The sequence below is a fragment of the Pontimicrobium sp. SW4 genome (assembly GCF_039954625.1).
GTDB lineage: Bacteria > Bacteroidota > Bacteroidia > Flavobacteriales > Flavobacteriaceae > Pontimicrobium.
Genome location: NZ_CP157199.1, coordinates 2,191,938 through 2,211,583 on the forward strand (window position 1 = coordinate 2,191,938; position 19,646 = coordinate 2,211,583).

General features: G+C 31.5%; 19 protein-coding genes. 9 read left to right on the plus strand and 10 right to left on the minus strand.

From position 1 onward, the window contains the following. Positions 1 to 19 precede the first annotated feature (19 nt). Together ABGB03_RS10270 and ABGB03_RS10275 are read left to right on the plus strand one after the other, a co-directional pair. A complete protein-coding gene (locus ABGB03_RS10270) occupies positions 20 to 1,231 on the plus strand; it encodes a hypothetical protein (RefSeq protein ID WP_347922424.1) in 1,212 nt (403 codons plus the stop codon). A gap of 102 nt (positions 1,232 to 1,333) precedes the next feature. Then, the gene (locus tag ABGB03_RS10275) at positions 1,334 to 2,062 is read left to right on the plus strand and encodes a hypothetical protein (RefSeq protein ID WP_347922425.1); all 729 of its coding nucleotides are present in this window, start codon (positions 1,334 to 1,336) and stop codon (positions 2,060 to 2,062) included. Between the two features lie 58 nt (positions 2,063 to 2,120). Here the strand turns inward: ABGB03_RS10275 and ABGB03_RS10280 are convergent, their stop codons facing one another. The 6 genes from ABGB03_RS10280 to ABGB03_RS10305 all read right to left on the minus strand — a co-directional run bounded on the left by ABGB03_RS10280 (position 2,121) and on the right by ABGB03_RS10305 (position 8,304). Next, positions 2,121 to 3,284, minus strand: a complete 1,164-nt coding sequence (locus ABGB03_RS10280; RefSeq protein ID WP_347922426.1) for a sigma-54 dependent transcriptional regulator — start codon at positions 3,282 to 3,284, stop codon at positions 2,121 to 2,123. A gap of 9 nt (positions 3,285 to 3,293) precedes the next feature. After that, a complete protein-coding gene (locus ABGB03_RS10285; protein ID WP_347922427.1) occupies positions 3,294 to 4,118 on the minus strand; it encodes a mechanosensitive ion channel domain-containing protein in 825 nt (274 codons plus the stop codon). Between the two features lie 3 nt (positions 4,119 to 4,121). Then, a complete protein-coding gene (locus ABGB03_RS10290; RefSeq protein ID WP_347922428.1) occupies positions 4,122 to 5,435 on the minus strand; it encodes an ABC transporter permease in 1,314 nt (437 codons plus the stop codon). 2 nt (positions 5,436 to 5,437) lie between these two features. Continuing rightward, positions 5,438 to 6,364 carry an ABC transporter ATP-binding protein gene (locus ABGB03_RS10295; protein ID WP_347922429.1) on the minus strand — a complete coding sequence of 309 codons (927 nt, stop codon included), beginning with the start codon at positions 6,362 to 6,364 and terminating at the stop codon, positions 5,438 to 5,440. A gap of 280 nt (positions 6,365 to 6,644) precedes the next feature. Beyond that, complete coding sequence (gene dnaJ, locus ABGB03_RS10300) at positions 6,645 to 7,760, minus strand: molecular chaperone DnaJ (protein ID WP_347922430.1); 1,116 nt, start codon at positions 7,758 to 7,760, stop codon at positions 6,645 to 6,647. Between the two features lie 4 nt (positions 7,761 to 7,764). Next, positions 7,765 to 8,304, minus strand: a complete 540-nt coding sequence (locus tag ABGB03_RS10305) for a nucleotide exchange factor GrpE (RefSeq protein WP_347922431.1) — start codon at positions 8,302 to 8,304, stop codon at positions 7,765 to 7,767. A gap of 165 nt (positions 8,305 to 8,469) precedes the next feature. Between ABGB03_RS10305 and ABGB03_RS10310 the strand changes: the two genes are divergently transcribed. From ABGB03_RS10310 to ABGB03_RS10335, 6 genes are all read left to right on the plus strand, one after another. Continuing rightward, complete coding sequence (locus tag ABGB03_RS10310) at positions 8,470 to 9,108, plus strand: YceI family protein (protein WP_347922432.1); 639 nt, start codon at positions 8,470 to 8,472, stop codon at positions 9,106 to 9,108. 127 nt (positions 9,109 to 9,235) lie between these two features. Next, entirely contained in the window at positions 9,236 to 9,658 is a 423-nt protein-coding gene (locus ABGB03_RS10315; RefSeq protein ID WP_347922433.1) for a hypothetical protein, read from the plus strand. A 90-nt stretch (positions 9,659 to 9,748) separates the two neighbouring features. After that, a complete protein-coding gene (locus ABGB03_RS10320) occupies positions 9,749 to 10,150 on the plus strand; it encodes a hypothetical protein (RefSeq protein ID WP_347922434.1) in 402 nt (133 codons plus the stop codon). A gap of 338 nt (positions 10,151 to 10,488) precedes the next feature. Continuing rightward, complete coding sequence (locus ABGB03_RS10325) at positions 10,489 to 12,468, plus strand: hypothetical protein (protein WP_347922435.1); 1,980 nt, start codon at positions 10,489 to 10,491, stop codon at positions 12,466 to 12,468. A gap of 11 nt (positions 12,469 to 12,479) precedes the next feature. Continuing rightward, positions 12,480 to 14,654, plus strand: a complete 2,175-nt coding sequence (locus ABGB03_RS10330; RefSeq protein WP_347922436.1) for an AAA family ATPase — start codon at positions 12,480 to 12,482, stop codon at positions 14,652 to 14,654. Positions 14,655 to 14,657: 3 nt separating this feature from the next. Continuing rightward, the gene (locus ABGB03_RS10335) at positions 14,658 to 15,512 is read left to right on the plus strand and encodes a hypothetical protein (RefSeq protein WP_347922437.1); all 855 of its coding nucleotides are present in this window, start codon (positions 14,658 to 14,660) and stop codon (positions 15,510 to 15,512) included. A 362-nt stretch (positions 15,513 to 15,874) separates the two neighbouring features. Here the strand turns inward: ABGB03_RS10335 and ABGB03_RS10340 are convergent, their stop codons facing one another. The 4 genes from ABGB03_RS10340 to ABGB03_RS10355 form a co-directional block, all read right to left on the minus strand. Then, positions 15,875 to 16,780 (minus strand): TIGR01777 family oxidoreductase, encoded by a 906-nt coding sequence (locus ABGB03_RS10340; RefSeq protein WP_347922438.1) that lies wholly within the window; start codon positions 16,778 to 16,780, stop codon positions 15,875 to 15,877. Positions 16,781 to 16,860: 80 nt separating this feature from the next. Beyond that, positions 16,861 to 17,532: a tRNA (5-methylaminomethyl-2-thiouridine)(34)-methyltransferase MnmD gene (mnmD, locus tag ABGB03_RS10345; RefSeq protein ID WP_347922439.1), complete on the minus strand. Its 672-nt coding sequence runs from the start codon at positions 17,530 to 17,532 to the stop codon at positions 16,861 to 16,863. 1 nt (position 17,533) lies between these two features. After that, positions 17,534 to 17,959 (minus strand): hypothetical protein, encoded by a 426-nt coding sequence (locus ABGB03_RS10350; RefSeq protein ID WP_347922440.1) that lies wholly within the window; start codon positions 17,957 to 17,959, stop codon positions 17,534 to 17,536. Positions 17,960 to 17,961: 2 nt separating this feature from the next. Next, positions 17,962 to 18,459 carry a DUF4920 domain-containing protein gene (locus tag ABGB03_RS10355; RefSeq protein WP_347922441.1) on the minus strand — a complete coding sequence of 166 codons (498 nt, stop codon included), beginning with the start codon at positions 18,457 to 18,459 and terminating at the stop codon, positions 17,962 to 17,964. Positions 18,460 to 18,574: 115 nt separating this feature from the next. Between ABGB03_RS10355 and ABGB03_RS10360 the strand changes: the two genes are divergently transcribed. Next, positions 18,575 to 19,642, plus strand: coding sequence for a branched-chain amino acid aminotransferase (locus tag ABGB03_RS10360; RefSeq protein WP_347922442.1), 1,068 nt, complete (start codon positions 18,575 to 18,577; stop codon positions 19,640 to 19,642). Positions 19,643 to 19,646: the final 4 nt, after the last annotated feature.

Sequence of the window (19,646 nt, forward strand, 5' to 3'; positions counted from 1 at the left end):
TGGATTACTAAATCCTTGCATGAAGAATATTACTTTTATTACTTTTCTGCTTCATATTCTTTGTGCAACTGTATATTCCCAGGAAATATATTCTACCCACGTTACATTAAAAAATGGTATTTCAAAACCTAGTGTATTATCAACACATCCTTTTGGAGTCTTTTTTTCTAGAATTCAAGGTAATTTTAAAATTCATCCTACAAAGAAAACTCAATTAAAAATAAATTTGGAAAGTGGGAATGTTTGGGGTACTCAAATAAAAACCTACGTACCTAATAATATTGAAGTTAGAAACGAAGTAAGGAAACATGAATGGCATCAGGCACAATATTTTTTTGATGAAGAAACTCTTGACACAAAATCTTATGAATTACAAATAGATGGAGTAATTAAAGGGTTACGACTTAAAACATCCCTGAATTTAGGAGGCAAACAAGAACTTAATATTGGTCTCAGATTATTTATGTTATCTAAAGGGAAAGCTCCATTTTCTATTATAACCAGTGATAGATTTATTGAAAATTTTCATGAAAAAATAGCTGGTGGCTCAGATCCATTTGATAGAGAAGTCTTTGGTTACAATAAAGCTTTAATAAAGTATACAGATAGAAATGGAAACACATTAGAATTAAATAATAATGATTTGTTTGTCGGTGGATTAGAAACTTCATATTACTATTATCCAAACAGTTTAGTTTCTAAAACATATTCAATGAATTTTGGAGCGCATTTGGGTTACAACTTATCTTCATATAATAATTCGCTAGATTTAGGCTTATCGGTTAATGCAATTAAGATTATTCATGTTAATGATAATCATTATCTTCAAATAGGTTTAGGAACTGGGATTTTAAGAAAAGAACTTGTAAGCTTTAATAGTAATAATATTGATTTTGGAACTAATAATTACCTAGGAAACCTAGAAAGTATTATTGAATACAATATCATTTCAAAAGGAAATACTACACATTCTATTGGCTTAGACTATTATTTGCAAACCAGCTTGAATAGAAGAGATGAATTAGAGTATGCTATTCCAATAAGACATCCTAATGCGCATAAATCTTGGGGACATGGTGTAACCAATTTATATAGAAATAACAACTACTGGTCACTACTTTATTCAATCACTAAAAAAACATCTTTAACATTCTATCTACAACAAGACTTTGAAGTAAATAATAACCCTGATATTCAAACAGGTATAAGTTACAGTTTTACTTTAAAGTAATCACAACACAACACTTTATCGATAAAATGCATAAAAAATACGTTTAATAGCTATTTTTTATTACATTAGCTTCAACCTACTTAATGTATTAACCCAAATGCCATGAAAAAAAACTACTTATTTTTTCTATTCTCACTTACTTTTATTTGCACCAATGCGCAAAATAAATGTGAAGATGCTCACTCAGATGCTATCTACGCTTATTCTCATGTGAAATCTGCTTATGATTCTAATAACATTTCTCATTTAAAAGATTATTCAAAGCGTTCAACTGAAGCCTTTAGTCGTGCAAAAAAAATACTAAATGATTGTGGTTGTGAAACTTCATATAATTATGCTTTTGATGCCCATGAATTACTAAGCAAAGTTGAAAATGCAAAAACATTTGAAGATGGCCGTTTTTATGTAAAGCGTGCTCGAGATATTGCAAAAAAAGTCATTAACGAGTTAGAAATATGCACAAAACCAACACAGGAAGATGAAGCACTAGCTGCATTAGAATATGATCGTTTAAAACTTAAGCAGCAGCAAATTGAATTAAACTTAAAGGAAGCGGAGTTAAAAGAAAAGTTAGCTAAAAAAAAAGCTGCTGAACTTAGACTAAAAAAAGAACAACTCATCTCAAAAAATGATTTGGCTTTAACCTCTAATTTAGAAAGTTTTAATAGTATTTTAAATGTTTGCGATTGCGATCTAGAAATGCCTGAAATTAATTATAAAAAAGAGGCATTACTATCTAAAAACCTTAATGAAATTAAGAAAGAGTACTTAACAATATTCAAAAATATGACAAGTAATTACCTTGATAAACTAAACGCTTGTAATGATTAAGTGTTGTCTGTAAGAGGTCTGAGGAAAAAGTATGAATTAGTTTCAGACCTCTTTCTTTTTATTTACTAGCAAACATTTTAACATCTGCTTCACTAACTTCTGTACCACCAAGTATTATAAGTCTTTCTATAACGTTTCTAAGTTCTCTAATATTTCCTGTCCAATCATATTCTTGAAGTAGTTTTATGGCCTTTTTAGAAAAAGATTTTTTAGAAATTCCTTGTTCATTTGCAATTTTTGAAGAGAAATATTCAATAAGTAAAGGAATATCCTCTCTCCTGTCGTTTAGTGCTGGAACTTTTATTAAAATAACAGCTAATCTGTGATACAAATCTTCTCTAAACTTACCTTCTTCAATTTCCTTACTAAGATCTTTGTTAGTTGCAGCAACAATTCGTACATCTACCTTAATGTCTTTATCACTTCCAACTCGTTGAATACGACTTTCTTGCAATGCTCTTAAAACCTTAGCCTGAGCAGATAAACTCATATCACCAATTTCATCAAGAAAAATCGTACCTCCATTAGCAGCTTCAAACTTTCCTGCTCTATCTTTATTTGCACTTGTAAAAGCACCTTTAACGTGTCCGAATAATTCACTTTCTATAAGTTCGCTAGGTATAGCAGCACAATTCACTTCTATCATTGGCCCTTTTGAACGTTCACTTTTTTGATGTAACCAATGTGCCACTAATTCTTTTCCTGTTCCGTTTGGTCCAGTAATTAAAACACGAGCGTCAGTAGGCGATACCTTATCAATCATTTCTTTAATTTGTGAAATAGCATCACTCTCCCCAATCATTTCGTAGTTTTTACTTACTTTTCTCTTTAAAAGTTTATTCTCAACTACTAGTTCTTTTCTGTCAAGTGCATTTCTTACGGTATTTAACAAGCGGTTTAAATCTGGTGGCTTCGAGATATAATCAAAAGCTCCTAAACGCATAGTATTTACAGCAGTATCTAAATCGCCATGACCAGAAATCATCACCACAGGAATTTCTGGTTTAATCTTTTTAATAGCTTCAAGAACTTCCACGCCATCCATTTTTGGCATCTTAATATCGCAGAGTACCAAATCGAAATCTTCTTTTTTTATTCTCTCAATACCAATTAATCCATCTTCAGCCTCTTCGACATTATATGTATTACTTTCTTCACTTAATATTTTTGTTAAAACGCGTCTAATTGCGGCTTCGTCTTCTATTATTAGTATTTGTGGCATATTATTTTCTTAATTGTTATATAAATGAACGTCTCTTTGTGGAAACGGTATTGTTATATTGTGTTCTTTAAATAGTCTGTTAATTTCAAAACGGATTTCACTTTGCGGTATTACTGCCTCAAAACTATTATTTAATGTAAAAACAAGTTTAAAGTTTAATGAACTGTCACCAAAATTCATAAATAATACTAAAGGAGCCGGATGTTTCATTACTTTAGGATGCGTTTTAGCTGCTTGTAACAACAATTCTTTTACTAACTCTACATCACTTCCATAAGCAACTCCAACACTCACACTTTCTCTTGTTTTTGTCCCATTTTCAGTCCAATTATAAAGTATTGAAGTTAAATATTTGTGATTTGGAATTACCAGCACTTTATTATCTATGGTTACAGCTCTTGTCGTTCTCAATTTAATTTCAGCTACTCTACCAACTTTACCATCTATTTCTATAATATCTCCAACGTGAACCGATTGATCGAGTAAAATAAAAATACCAGAAATAATATCCTGAAAAAAAGTTTGTAGTGCCAAACCAATACCAACTAGAAGAGCTGCAGAAGCTGCTAAAATAGCAGACATTTGTACACCCATATTTTGCATGGTAATAAAAACTACCACTAGATATATAAAATATCTAGCAAATGAGAATACAGACGTAAATTTTAGCTTGTCTTCTTCAGGAAGCTTTCTAGTTGCTAGCCTTTTTATTCCTTTTAATATAATAGCTGTAAGAATAAAAACAACTATTACAACCAAAATTGTTTTTACCGAAATATGTATATTTTCACTAAACTTAAAATCATAATTTAAAAAATTTATAATCTTCTCCATTCACTAATATTTTAACCACTTGTAGAGCTCTTTATAGCTAGGCTTTTTACCATACATTAAAATTCCAACTCGATATATTTTGGCAGCAAACCAAACTGTAAACATAAAGGTACCAATTAATAATAACACCGAAACTACTTGTTGCCAAATTGGGACTCCAAAAGGAATACGCATAAGCATTACAACTGGTGAGGTAAACGGAATAAATGAAAACACCGTTGATACTGTACCATGAGGGTCTTCAATAACCGTAAAAATCCCTACATAAACCGCTAAAATTAGAGGCATTAAAATTGGCAGCATAAATTGTTGCGTATCTGTCTCATTATCTACTGCTGCGCCAATTGCAGCATATAATGAGCTATACAGTAAATAGCCTCCAACAAAGAACAACAAAAACATAATCACTAAATTGGTTAGTGGCAAATTATAAATGGCACTCATTAAACTTTGAATCTTCATATCTGCACCTTGAGCTTCCATAGCCTGTTGCATTAATTCTTGCTGCGGTGCTTGCATTTCTGCCATGTTTATTCCTAATATAGCTGAAACAACAGTCATTAAAACACCTCCAAGAATAATCCAAATAATAAATTGAGTAATTCCTGCTAAAGAGGTCCCAATAATTTTTCCAAGCATTAATTGTACTGGTTTTACTGAAGAAATTATAACCTCAATTATCCTGCTAGTTTTCTCTTCAATAACACTTCTCATTATCATGTTTCCATAAATGATGATAAACATAAACAACATATATCCAGCTAAGCCTCCAAAAATGAGTTTTACAATATTATCAATTTTAGAAGTTTTTTCTCCCAGAAAACTTTCTTGAGCAATGCTTATTCTAGCTTCTGATGATTTTAATTTCTCAATATCTACGCCTTGTTCTTGTAGTTTTAAATCTGTAAATTTTCTCTCAAGCTTATTTTCGAGGCTTTCCATTAAAGTTATTGAAGGTGTGTCTTTTGAGTAAAACTTTATCCCTTCAAGAACATTATCTATACTTTCACCCTTAGAAATATGAAGCAAACCATATTGCTCTTTTTCTTCAACTTGTTTTTTTGCCTCATCTATTGAAACCTCATTTAAAATTACATAATTTGTATTCTCTGCACTTTTAAATATACTTTCAACTAACCCAGACTCATCTAATATAGAAATGGTTCTTTGCTTGTTGTTATTGAGCTGTGATAAATATGCAACAACAGCAATAAGAGCAATCATGATTATTGGACTTAAAATAGTCATGATTATAAACGATTTATTTCTAACCTTAGTTAAATACTCTCGTTTTATAATTAATGGTAAATGGTTCATAATTAACTATTCTTAACTGTTTGTATAAATATATCGCTTGCTGTTGGTACCAACTCATTAAAATGATTTACTTCTGCTTTCGAAGTTAAAAACCTCAATAAGTCATTAGAAGTATCATTATCATTAAGCTTTATTTTTAATTTTAAATCGTCGTTTAATGATTTATAACTCGCTTTTGAAACCTCGAATTTTTCTTTTATTAAATTGGTTAAACCTGCTTCATTATTAGTCACAAGACCAACCTCAAAAGTATTCGTTTTAAACTGCCTTTTAATATCTTGAAGCTTACCATCCAATATTTTATTAGATTCATGAATTAACGCAATATGGTCGCATAATTCTTCAACCGATTCCATACGATGCGTAGAAAAAATAACAGTTGCTCCTTCTTCTCTTAATTGAAGAATTTCATCTTTTATCAAATTAGCATTTATAGGGTCAAAACCTGAAAAGGGTTCGTCAAAAATCAATAACTTTGGTTGATGCAAAACAGTTACTACGAACTGAATTTTTTGTGCCATACCTTTAGATAATTCCTGAATTTTCTTATTCCACCAATCACCAATTTCTAATTTTTCAAACCAATATTTTAAACGTTTTTTTGCTTCGCTTTTGCTCATACCCTTTAATTGAGCAAGATATAAAGCTTGCTCACCAACTTTCATAGATTTGTATAAACCACGCTCTTCAGGCAAGTATCCAATATCTTTAATATGATGCGATTGTAAAGGTTGCCCATCTAGCATAACATTACCTGTATCTGGCATTGTAATTTGGTTGATAACTCTAATTAAAGTAGTTTTTCCAGCTCCATTTGGCCCTAATAAACCAAATATGCTTCCTTTTGGAACCTCAATAGATACATTATTTAAGGCTGTAAATTTTCCAAAGTTTTTAGAGACCGAATTGGCCACTAATAAGTTATTCATTTAAATATATTTAGTGTTTAAAATAAGTCTTGTAAAGATATTAAATGTTACAAGAACTTATCCTTTTTTTAAAAATAGAATTGTATAAAAACAAAACCCACCCTTAAAAAATTAAGGATGGGAAAAATTGCTATGAAAAAGAAAAATTACTACTAATTAAAACTAGTAGTAATTCAAATATACAGTTTTTTCTTAAATAATTCTTAAAATGAGATATTATCTTAAGCAATACTCTAAATAGAAAGAAATATATTACAATTTAGAATAACTTGATATTATATTAAGAAAACATGTCTTTAACTTTTTCAAAAAATGACCTATCTGTGCTTTCAGGTTTAGGCTCGAAATGCTCATCATCTCTCATATTTTCGAAAAACTCTTTTTGCTGTTTACTTAGTGTTTTAGGTGTCCAAACATTAACATGTACTAATAAATCGCCTTTACCATAACCGTTAATGCTAGGAATTCCTTTACCTCTTAAACGCAATATTTTTCCAGATTGAACTCCCGCTTCTACTTTAATTCTCACTTTTCCAGTAACAGTATCTATTTCTTTCGAAGTTCCTAAAACCGCATCTGGATAGCTTATATATAAATCGTAATGTAAGTTATCACCTTCTCGCTGTAATGTTGAATGATCCTCTTCAGAAATAGCAACTAATAAATCACCAGAAATTCCATTTCCAGGAGCTTCATTTCCTTTTCCTGAAACCTTTAATTGCATACCATCTACAACTCCAGCTGGAATTTTAATAGATACTGTTTCTTCTTCAATAATTAAACCTTGTGCATCTGCTCCAGCAGGTTTTTTATCAATGGTTTGTCCAGCTCCTCCACATACATTACATGGTGCTGAAGTTTGCATTCTTCCTAAAATAGTATTTGTAACTCTAGTAATTTGACCAGAACCTTGACAGGTTGGACAGGTTTTATAAGTAGTACCTTTGGCTTGTTTTTTTCGCTTTACTTTTACTTTTTTCTCAACACCATTAGCAATTTCTTCAAGTGTTAATTTCACTCTAATACGTAAATTACTTCCTTTTATAACACGTTGTCTTTGACCTCCAAATCCTGAAAATCCACCACCTCCAAAAGCACCTCCAAAAATATCTCCAAATTGACTAAAAATATCGTCCATATTCATACCTCCACCACCAAAGCCACCTGCTCCATCAAAGGCTTGATGACCAAATTGATCGTAACGTGCTTTTTTATCAGCATCACTCAATACTTCATAAGCTTCAGCAGCTAATTTGAATTTTTCTTCAGCCTCTTTATTATCTGGGTTCTTGTCAGGGTGATATTTTAAAGCTTGCTTTCTATATGCTTTTTTTATTTCAGCAGCAGTAGCTCCTTTAGTTAGCCCTAATATTTCGTAATAGTCTTGCTTTGCCATATATTTATTGTCCTATAACCACTTTTGGAAAACGAATTACTTTGTCACCTAAAGCATATCCTTTTTCAATTACATCTATAATTTTACCTTTAAGGTCTTTACTTGGAGCTGGTATTTGAGTAACAGCTTCATGATTATCGGCATTAAACACATCACCTTTTTTTACTTTAATTTGCGACAACCCCTTTTGTTCCAAAGTAGTTAGCAATTTTTGATAAATTAGTAATACACCTTTCCTAAGTTCTTCCGCTTCTTTGTCTTCATCAATATGTAACAATGCGCGTTCAAAATCATCAAGTATAGGTAACATCGACACCATAACATCTTCTCCTGCTGTTTTAAATAGCTCTATACGCTCTTTAGCAGTACGTCTTTTATAGTTTTCAAACTCAGCAAACAAGCGTAAGAATTTGTCTTTTTCAGATTTTAATTCTTCTTGTAACTGCTCTTCAGCAGTTTGTTTTGGCGCTTCCTCAACCTGTGTCTCTTGCTGCACATCTATTTGCTCTTCTATCACTTCTTCTTTTTTACTTTTCTTACTCATGTTTTTTCAACTAAAGTTTTAAAAAATCAATACTTAATACAGTTGGCAAAAGTACTGCCATTATTATTAAAATGTCAAAATGTCACAAAATATTTTCACATCTTTTTAACTTTTCTAATGTATCGAATTAGTATTTTTGCTCAAACACTATAAAAAACAACAACTATGAACAAACCAGTTTTAAAAATTTTTACAATTTTAATGTTAACTATAGCTTTTGTAAGCTGTAAAAACAAAGCTGAAGAAGCTAAAACTACCGAAGCAACTGAGACTACTGAAGCTCAAGCTACTTCAATAAAATATATGGCAAATCCAGCTAACACATTAATTGAGTGGGCAGGATATAAGCCTACTGGACAACATAACGGAACTATACTATTAGAATCTGGAGTATTTACAGTAAATAACGGTAAAATTGAAAGCGGAACATTTATAATTAATATGACTACATTAAAAGATTATGATGGAAGTGAAAGATTAGAAGGTCACTTAAAAAGTGCTGACTTTTTTGATGTAGAAAAATATCCAAATGCTGCTTTTGAAGTAACTGGTTTAGAAGAGGTTGATGGTAAAACAATGCTTTCTGGAAATTTGACTCTAAAAGAAAAGAAAAATAACGTAACATTCCCTGTCACGTTTAGCGAAAAAGATGATATTTTCACATTAACAAGCGAAACATTTACAATAGATCGCTCTAAATGGGATGTAAAATATGGATCAAAATCGTTTTTTGATAATTTAGGAGACAAATTTATTAACGATGACATTGAATTAAAGATTGTTGTTAACGCAAAGAAATCTTAATATTAAGAAACCTTTAATTTTAAAAAAGCCACTCAAATTTGAGTGGCTTTTTTAATTTTCTAATAACCTTAACTTAAATTCAAATTGCTCATAACGCTGTTTCTTTGCTTTACTAAATAACTAAAAAATGAAAAAAAATATTTTAATAGTTGGGTTATTAATTATAGCTCAATCTTGCACTATTAATGACACCAATGAATTAAACAGCAAAACCACAGAAAGCTGGGAATTAGTAAGTATAAACGAAAATATAACTACTTCTCAAACTAATAACCATTTAAATATACATGAGCAATTGGTTTTACTAAATGATAGCCTTTTCTCACGAACTAGACAGTCCAATTCTAATTTTTGGAGATTAAATGGCACTTACAACTATATGATAGTAAATGGCACAAAATATATAGTGTTTCAATACAATGAAAAAAGTAGTATTATTGGCAATTGCTCTAAAAATCTAAACGAAGTATTTGTTTTTGAATCTGAAAATAGAATTAGTAATACTTGGTATGAATGTGGTGGTCCAAAATTAATTTATCACAAAAACTAATTTTGACACATAGTTAAAACTATCTTAAGCTTCACTTATCATAAAAAATTATATAGTATTTTCATTATTTAAACATTAAACCGTTTGATAATGAAAGTCTTGTTTTTATTTACTGCTTTAAGCTTGGGTCTATCTATTCAGGCACAAGTTAATGACAAAATTACCACTATTGAGTTTGTTGAAGTTGTTAACAACAACAAAGAAGAGGCTTTATTCTATTTTCGAAATAACTGGAAAGCACTTAGGGATAAAGCGATTACAAAAAACTACATACACTCTTATCAGCTACTAGAAACACCGAAAAGTGATGAAGCTCCTTTTCAAATACTATTGATAACCACTTACTTAAACAAAACACAATACGATCAACGAGAAAACCATTTTCAAGAATTAATTAAAGAAAAAGGAGACCTGAAATTATTAAATAATAAAAAGCCTAAAGAGTTTAGAAAAAGCTTATTTAGTAAAGACATGGTAAGACATTGGAATTAATACAATCAAGAAGCCTATATTTTGAAAATGGTGTTCATCATGGGGCTTCACTGTTAGTAAATGAGCGAGTTGAGAACTCTGTTGATGAAAACTAAAAAGCTGTTAAAACATTCTAGATAAATTATAAAAACTAAAACTTATTAAGCATAAAAAACAGCTTACAACCTTATTTAGTATTTACATACATAAATGCATTAAGATAAAATGATTATATTTAAACTTCTTAGCTCCCTCTAAGATTCTTCTTAATAGCATATAATTTTCTAAAAAAACATGCAATGATTTTACTTTTTAGTAGAGATCATAGTGTCAAATTGTAACACTCTAAGAAAATAGTTATGTCTAATATTAATAAAGATAAAAAACTAATCAACGCTCATACACATGTCTTTACAGGTAATTTTGTACCTCCATATTTAGCAAAAACGATAGTTCCTTGGCCTTTTTTCTATCTTTTACATACAGGATGGATTATTAATCAGTTTAAAAAATACTATAAAGAAAAGTATAAAAACCAATTTGGTAATAGTACTGATGAAGATGAAAAAGATATTCTATGGAAAGCCATTTACAAAGAAAAACACAAAAATCGAAAAAATGTAAATAGACGTTTCTTTATTTCGAGCCGACCATACCTCAACATTCCGTATAAAATAATAGTTTTTTGGCTTACTGTTATTGCTGTTCTATTTTTGATAGAATTTCTCACACATTTTTTCCCTTTAGCCGAAAAAACTTCAGAAAAAATAGCAAGCTTTAAGGATACACTACACTCATACTACTTATATTTTGATTTCAGTAAAATCATAAAAGCAATATGGGTTGCAGCTGTTCTATGGTTTTTTAAACCAAGTAGAAAAACAGTATTTCTAGTGCTTAAAAGTTTATTCCCAATCGTTAAAAAATTGTCTAGCAAAAAATTAAAGCATCTTTTAGACCGCTATTTCTTATTAGGACGCTTTACTTTTTACGGAACACAAAGAAAAATAGCTCAGCGTGTATTACATCAGTTACCTCCAGATTCTGGTATCGTTATTTTACCAATGGATATGGAATATATGGGTGCTGGTAAGAGTAAAATGACTAAAGAAATTCTTAAAACTAAAGAGGCAAATATTTTAAATAAAGAAATTGAAGAGGGAAATCCTTATGATAATAAGTGGACAGAATACGATTATCAGGATATTTATAAATACCAAATGCGTGAAATATGGCAATTTGCTAAAAAACCAAAAGATAAAAAACTAAAAAAATCTTACTACCCATTTGTTTTTATTGATCCACGCCGTGTTGAAGAAGAGGGCAAAGGCTTTTTTGACTATGAAATAGTAGGTAACAGAATGAAACTTAAAGATTGTTTTATTAAAACTTACATGGAGAATCGTAATTTTAGCGGATTTAAAATTTATCCTGCACTAGGCTATTATCCTTTTGATCCATATTTATTACCCATCTGGCGTTATGCATCAGAAAACAATATCCCTATAATGACGCATTGTGTTATGGGAACAATTTATTATCGTGGATCTAAAAAGAAATCATGGAATTATCATCCAGTTTTCCAACAAGAATATAGTAAAGATGTTTATGAACCAATGCTTTTGCCACAAGTTAAAAATGTAGATTTTCAATTTAATTTTACGCATCCATTAAATTATTTATGCCTTGTAGAAGAGCAATTCTTAGCAACAATAATTCGTGATAGCAATCCAAAACATGACTTAAAAAAGCTTTTTGGTTATTCCGAGACTGATGGCACTTTAGCATATAATTTATCCAATCTAAAAATATGTTTGGCTCATTTTGGAGGCGAAGAAGAATGGGCAAAATATATGGAATCTGATCGCCACACGTATAGCCAACGCTTGATTCGTGAACCAAAAGAAGCCATAAACTTCATGAAAAATTCTAGCAAAGAATTTTCATGGTATAAACTCAATACACTTTGGGATGAAACCGATTGGTATTCTCTTATCTGTAGTCTACTAATTAACTATGAGAATATGTATGCCGATATCAGTTATATTATAAGCAAGCCATCTATTTATCCTTTACTGAAAACTTCTCTAGAAAAAGGTGAGAATTACCATAAAGAACATCTAAAATATTTGGCCGAACCTTTAGATAATAAAAAAGCAAAACACTTAACAGGAAAAAATAAACTGAGAAGTCGAATTTTATTTGGCACCGATTTTTATGTTGTTCGCAATCATAACTCAGACAAAGATTTATATACCCAAATAACCTCCTATTTAAGTCAAGAAGATTTTAATCTTATAGCTAGAGAGAACACGCATAATTATTTATCCCGCAATTAAAACAAGACAGCATGATTTACGTAGACAGAAACAAAATACCAATACCCTATTTACTTTTAGAATCTAGTAGCAATCGGTTTGATTTAGAAATTCGAAATCGCCTTGAGAACACAGGAAAATATAAGCAAGCTCGATATAAAGCCAATCATAACATTTTACAAAAGCTAAGACCTGATCTTGAACAATTATTTAATGGTAAATGCTGTTATTGTGAATCCCGAATTGAACGAAAAGATGTAGATCACTTCAGACCAAAATCTAGTGTTGTTGATGATAATAAAGGAGCCAATGATGGATATTATTGGCTAACTTATAAATGGTTTAATCTTTATTTAAGCTGTACAGTTTGTAATCGTTATAAATCAAATTACTTCCCCGTAAAAGGGAAACGTCTTCTACCTCCAAATGTTTCAACATACCTTGACTACGAAGCTTTAAAACAGTATGTCGAAAAAGAGGAAGCAATGCTAATTGATCCCTGTGACCCACGAGCACATGAAACATTAAATTTTAAATACGATGCAGATGGTAGTATTATTCCTCAAAATGAAAAGGCAGAATATAGCATTCAATTTTTTGGACTTAACAGGGAAGATTTAGTAAAGAATAGAAAAGAACTCATTAATTATATCAAAGTTATAATTTCGTATATCACATTTACTAGTAATCATTCAAATCATCTTAAGGATCTTTTAGGTTTATTAGATGAAAAAAGCGCTTTTCTTGGGCTATCTAGACAATATATTGCTGAATGGTATGTCGCTAATAAAAAGTTGATTTTTTCTGAATACCCAGACTTTAATAAAGAATTTTTAAAAGCCCTTGAAAATAATATTCCTTCTCTAAATACTCTCACAGGAATAACCGAGTTAGAAGTCGAATCCTCAATTCATAAACAGTCTATCAAAAGCCCTGATCTTGAATCAAAAACTAAATTTTTAAAATTTATAGATTGGATTGAAATCAAAAATTTTAAGTGTATTGATGAAATGACTTTAAAAATTGATACACCTATTGAAGGTAAAGGCGAAAACAGTATTTTACTTATTGGTGAAAATGGTGTTGGAAAAAGCACGGTACTTCAAGCAATTGCTTTAGCCATGATAGGTCAAGAACAACTTAATAAGCTTAACCTTGGTAAACTTTCAAATCTTATTCGTCGAAATTCCAGAGCACGAAAAGCAACTATAAGAGTAAAGTTTAATGATGATGATATTGTTGAAGTTGTTATAACTAAGAAAGAAATAACGACAAATAGAGCAACTCTTGTAAAGCCAACGGTTGGCATAGGATCCATTAGGAGACTTCCAGAAAAAGAAGAATCTGTAACTTTTAATAGTGACCCATCTCGAATAATGAGCCTTTTTAGACATGATGTGATTTATCCAGATATTCAACCTTGGTTAGGCAATACCGAACTGGTAGATACCGATCAGTTTAACGAAGCTGCTAAAACCATCATTGAAATGCTCATGATTCCAACAGAATTAATTGGTAAAGAGCGTTTATTAAACCGTAAAAATGGTAAGCTTACCATTAATATTGGTAATGGACCTGAGTCTATTAATAGCCTATGCGATGGTTATAGATCTGTGATTGCCTATGCCTTATATATCATGCGTTCTTTTTCTGTACATTGGAGCAGTACTTATAATGCTGAAGGCATTGTTATTATTGACGAAATTGGCAACCATTTACATCCAACATGGAAAATTAGAGTTGTATCTCTATTACGTGCATTATTCCCAAGAACAATGTTTATTATTAGTACACACGACCCTTTATGCTTGAGGAGTGCTCGACCTGGTGAAGTTTGGGTAATGAATAAAGATGAAGAAACCAATGACATCGTTATTAACCAAAGAGATATTCCACCTGGAATGCCTATCGAAGATTTACTTCTTGGCAATTGGTTTAAGATGGAAACCACACTTGACGAAAGCACACTTAATATTATCAACAAACACAATTCTCTCATGCTGGAGAATAAAAATACTAACAAAGCAGAAATAAAAGATATTGAGAGTCAATTGGAGGATCGAATGAAGTATGTTGGTGGTCAAGGACTTTTTAAAAGTTTCGTAAAGACTATGGATAGTGTCTTGGAAGACACCGACGAGGCTTTTGACAAAAGTCTGATGCAGAAAAAAATACAGGAAAAATTAGAACGAAAATTAAAACACTAGTCAATGTTAGCTCTAATAAGACCAAAAAGACCTTGGGGTTTTCAAACCAAAGCTAAAGAGGAATTAAAAAAAGTTGAGAATCAACTAGCTTCAGATCCTAAAAAAATTGACTTTAATGACAGTTTTTGGGGAAAATATAAGCCCTTTTTTAATGAAAGTCAATATCGCAAATGTGGCTATTGTGAGTCGTATATGAATGATTATGGTGATGTTGAACATTATCGTCCAAAGTCTGTAATTCAAGAAATTAAATCCGAAGGTGAAGAACAGGAAGATGCACAAAACGTACGTCAAAGGCGCTTTAAAAATGCCTGTAAAAGAGGGTATTGGTGGTTAGCCTATCATTGGGATAATTATCTACTTTCATGTAAGTTATGCAATCAACCATGGAAAAGAGCCTTATTTCCTATTTCAAATGAAAGACCAAAAAATACAGGTCCAGACTTAACAGATTACCCATTTAGATCGCCTAAAAAAAGTGATAACGAAACACCTCTCCTTCTAAATCCGTTTGATCATACAGATTTTTCCAAGCATTTTGAGTTTACAGATACTGGACTCATCAAACCATTTAATGGTAGTGAGGTTGGTTTAAGCACCATAATAACCTGTGGTTTACATCGTCCTAGTTTAGTGCAATTTAGAAATAGAACTGCTAAAAGCGCCTATCGTTATATGATAAAATTTGCGATTTCAGAGGCTGGTAGTGAGGATGAGATTGAAGCAGCCACAGAACTTATTGAACTAGGACATCATGAAAATAATTACGCAGGTATGGTACGCATTATTTTTGAACAAGAATCAGGTAAAAGCTGGGAAGAACTTGTGCAATTTGTTGAAAATTTTGATAATAATTAAGATGATAAACTATTTGGAGTATAAGACATTTAAATTATTGCCTTTGTAAGAAAAAACCACTAACTTCGTTTAACGTCTGATATAAAACATTAAAACGTTGCATATCAGGAATTACAATGGTATGTAATTGCCTGCGGCACGTAGAATCGCGTTTTGCAAACGCTTCCTTTCTACTAATTACATACCATCGTCCACTGTTAATTGCACCTCGCCAAATTAATTGTATATTTATTCGAGTCTACGAGAACTCCTCACGAAACTACACACATCAGCGTGTATAGCGAATGAGGCGCATTTATGGCTCTCCGTGAGGCGCGCCTCACTACGCCATACACAGTGGACGTTAAACGAACCTCAAAATATTATAGCAAATCCTCCAACGCAGGTTGTAAATGGTGATATTTAAATTGAAAGCCAAAATTTTCAACTTTTTGTGAGCTCACTCGTTGGCTCTCTAATACCACTGCACTCATTTCTCCTAATAATAGTTTTAGTATAAAGCTTGGAACTTTAGGTAATAGTATTGGTCTATTTATAGTCTTTCCAATAGTTTTTACCATTTCGCGTTGCTGTACAGGGTTTGGAGCCACACCATTAAACACACCTTCTAGTTTGTTAGCAATAACATATAAAAATAGTTGAGCAAGGTCTTCAATATGAATCCATGATTGCCATTGGTTACCTTTTCCTAAAGCGGTTCCAACAAAGTTTTTAATAGGTGTGACTAATTTAGGTAATGCACCACCATTTTTAGACAAAACGATTCCAATTCTAATTAAAGAAACATCAATATTTAGTTGTTTAAATTGTAGCGCAGCAGTTTCCCATTGCATTGAAACCTCTGCTAAAAAGCCTGTTCCAAATTCATTATAAGCTTCTTCGTAGTAGTTGGTATTAGAGTCTGGATACACACCAATAGCACTTGCAGATACCAATTGAGCAATAGGAATATTATGTTCTTGAATGGTTTTATACAATAGGTTTAGCGATTGTAAACGACTATCTAAAATCTCTTTTTTGTAAGCTGCTGTCCAACGTTGTGCAATAGATGCTCCAGCAAGGTTTATAACAACCTCAACATCTTCAAAACAAGCTACATCTATCTCATTAGCCTCAGGATTCCAATAAAACCCTTTATAATTAGGCTCATTTTTAAGCTTATCTTTACTTGTTGATAGATAGCTAACTGCAATATTTTTTACATGGCATTGCTTGACAATTTCTTGTCCAACCAACCCCGTTGCTCCTGTAATTAGAATCCGCTTCATAGTACAAATTTAAGCATTAACAGGCGCATCAAGATTGTAATTAAGTTAGGTTTAACAGTCTCTATGAGACATTTAGCAATTTATTTGGTTGCTCTTAACATGTGACGCTTTCCAGGAGGTCCTTGAAGGCGTTCAACAGTAAAACCAAGTGACTTCATAGCTCTTTTTGCAGTACCAATAGCAGCATAGGTAACCAATACGCCTTTAGTTTTTATGGCATTGTACATTAATTTAAAAATATCTTTTGTCCAAAGTTCAGGTTGTACACGAGCACCAAAAGCATCAAAATAAATAACGTCGAATTGAGCAAGATCTTTAATATCCGAAAAGAACTGTTTTCGTTTAGTTAACTGAAAAGAATTATTTATAGTGTTTACTATTTCCCATTTGGTTGAATGGAGTTTATCGAACAAATTCTTTCGATTTCCATCCAATTGTTGCGGATAATTTAATTGCGAAATTTCAGTATCAGAAACAGGATATGCTTCAACACCAACGTAATTAATATGTATGTTTAACCGTTCTGCTTCTAAAGCAGTAAGAAACGCATTAAGTCCTGTTCCAAAACCAATCTCTAAAATAGAAATATTAGTTGCTTTAGGGTGCAAATGATAAAAATGAAGCAAACCACTTTTAATAAAAACGTGTTTTGCTTCATTTATAGCACCATGTTTAGAATGGTATTGTTCATCCCAACCTTCAATCTGAATGGTTTTAGAGCCATCTCCAGTTGTGATTATTTTACGTTCCAATTTACTTTATTAATAACTTCTTAATTCTTGGTATTGGCCCTATACACTTTACTTGGTGACAAGAAATACAAGCATTAATAGCGTTATTATAACTCGTTGTTAAATCTTCTTTAGGAGCTTCAAAAACAGCTTTTTGAGCTTCTAAAAAAAGTTTAGAAAACGATTCGAAATTTGAATCTCTATCACTAGGGCTTGTTAATACTGCAGAATGAATATTGGTAAACTTTTCTGGGAAACTATTATCGAAACTACCATCAATAATTTGTTGTTTGATGCTTTCATTATAGGCATACATCTCGTTCATGAGTTGCGCCATTTCAGACGTTTCAACCATTACCAATTCTTTCTTTTTTTCTGGTTCTTCAGAAGTGTTTTTACATCCAAAAACTACTAAAACAAAAAGGTAAATTAGGTTTTTAAAACGCATATCTATTGCTTCAATAAAACACCATCTGCTTCGAAAGCCATAGTTCTTTCTGACTCAGTAATAGCTTCTATTTCTTCTTTGCTTTTTCCTGCATCTTCAGCATAATGACGTAAATCCTCAACAGAGGTTTCAGTTATAAAAGCTTTACCGTTAATAATAACATCGCCTTCAGCATTTAAAGGCATAAAGAAACCATAATCTTTAAAAGTCACTCTAATTTCTTCGTCATTACCAAGATCTAACTTCATCCAACACCCTTTTTTAGAACACACTTCGTTAATAGACGCAGCTACTTTAGCTTGAATTGTGTCACCAACTTTTAGTGTCTTATACTTTTCAGCCATTTGTTGAATAGTTAAAGCATTATCTGCTTTTATTTCATCACCAAAAGACGCATAAGCAATCTCTTGGGTCTCTGTAGTCATGGTTTCTGAAGATTTCTCATTTTTACAAGAAAACACTAAAGAAATCAACAATAATAGTGCAAAATATTTTTTCATAATCGTAGGTTTTTTGTATAGCTTTTAAAGAATACCAAATATACTATATTTAAGTGGATTATGTGTTTTTTATAAGATTGAATTTGCTTAATTTTGCGCCTTAAACAGATAAAAAATGCTAAACCAATCTAAGAATAACATAGAGGTAATTAAAGTTGAAAAATCCAAAATCAATGATGTAGATTTTGAAAATTTAAGTTTTGGTAGTGTGTTTTCAGATCACATGTTATTGTGTACTTATAAAAATGGTAGTTGGAATACGCCAAAAGTAGTACCATACCAACCACTTACTTTAGACCCTTCAACCAAAGTATTTCATTATGGTCAAGCCATTTTTGAAGGTATGAAAGCATACAAAGATGTTAACAATGATGTCTTTTTATTTAGACCTGATGAAAACTGTAAGCGATTAAACATTTCGGCAAAACGTTTAGCTATGCCTGAATTACCTGAATCCTATTTTATGGATGGTTTAAAAACCTTATTGCAAGTTGACAAAGACTGGATACCAACGCAGGATGGAAGTTCTTTATATATTAGACCTTTTATGTTTGCCTCTGGAAAAGGGTTTCATGCGTCTCCATCGGATGAATATACCTTTATAATTGCCTGTGCGCCTTCTGGAGCATATTTTTCAGGAAAAGTAACTGTACTAATAGAAGAGCAATATTCTCGTTCGGCAAATGGTGGTGTTGGTTATGCAAAAGCAGCTGGAAATTATGCTGGACAATTTTACCCAACACAATTAGCAGTAAAAAAAGGTTACAACCAAGTTATTTGGACAGATGACAATACACATGAGTATATTGAAGAAGCTGGTGCCATGAACATTTTTGTGAGAATTAATGATACTTTAATTACAAGTCCAACAAGTGACCGAATTTTAGATGGTGTTACTAGAAAAAGTATTATTAAGATTGCTAAAGATGAAGGTATTGATGTTGAAGTAAGAAAAATAACTGTGAGCGAAGTTATTGAAGCAGCAAATAATGGAAGCTTAAAAGAAATGTTTGGAGCAGGAACAGCAGCTGTTATTTCTCCTATTTCTGGATTTGGCTATAAAAACAAAGACTATTCGTTGCCAGAACTTGAAAACCCTTATGCAAGTAAACTAAAAAAACGAATTACGAATATACAAACCAATAAGGCTGAAGATACATTTGGCTGGAGAGTTAAGGTTTAAAAAA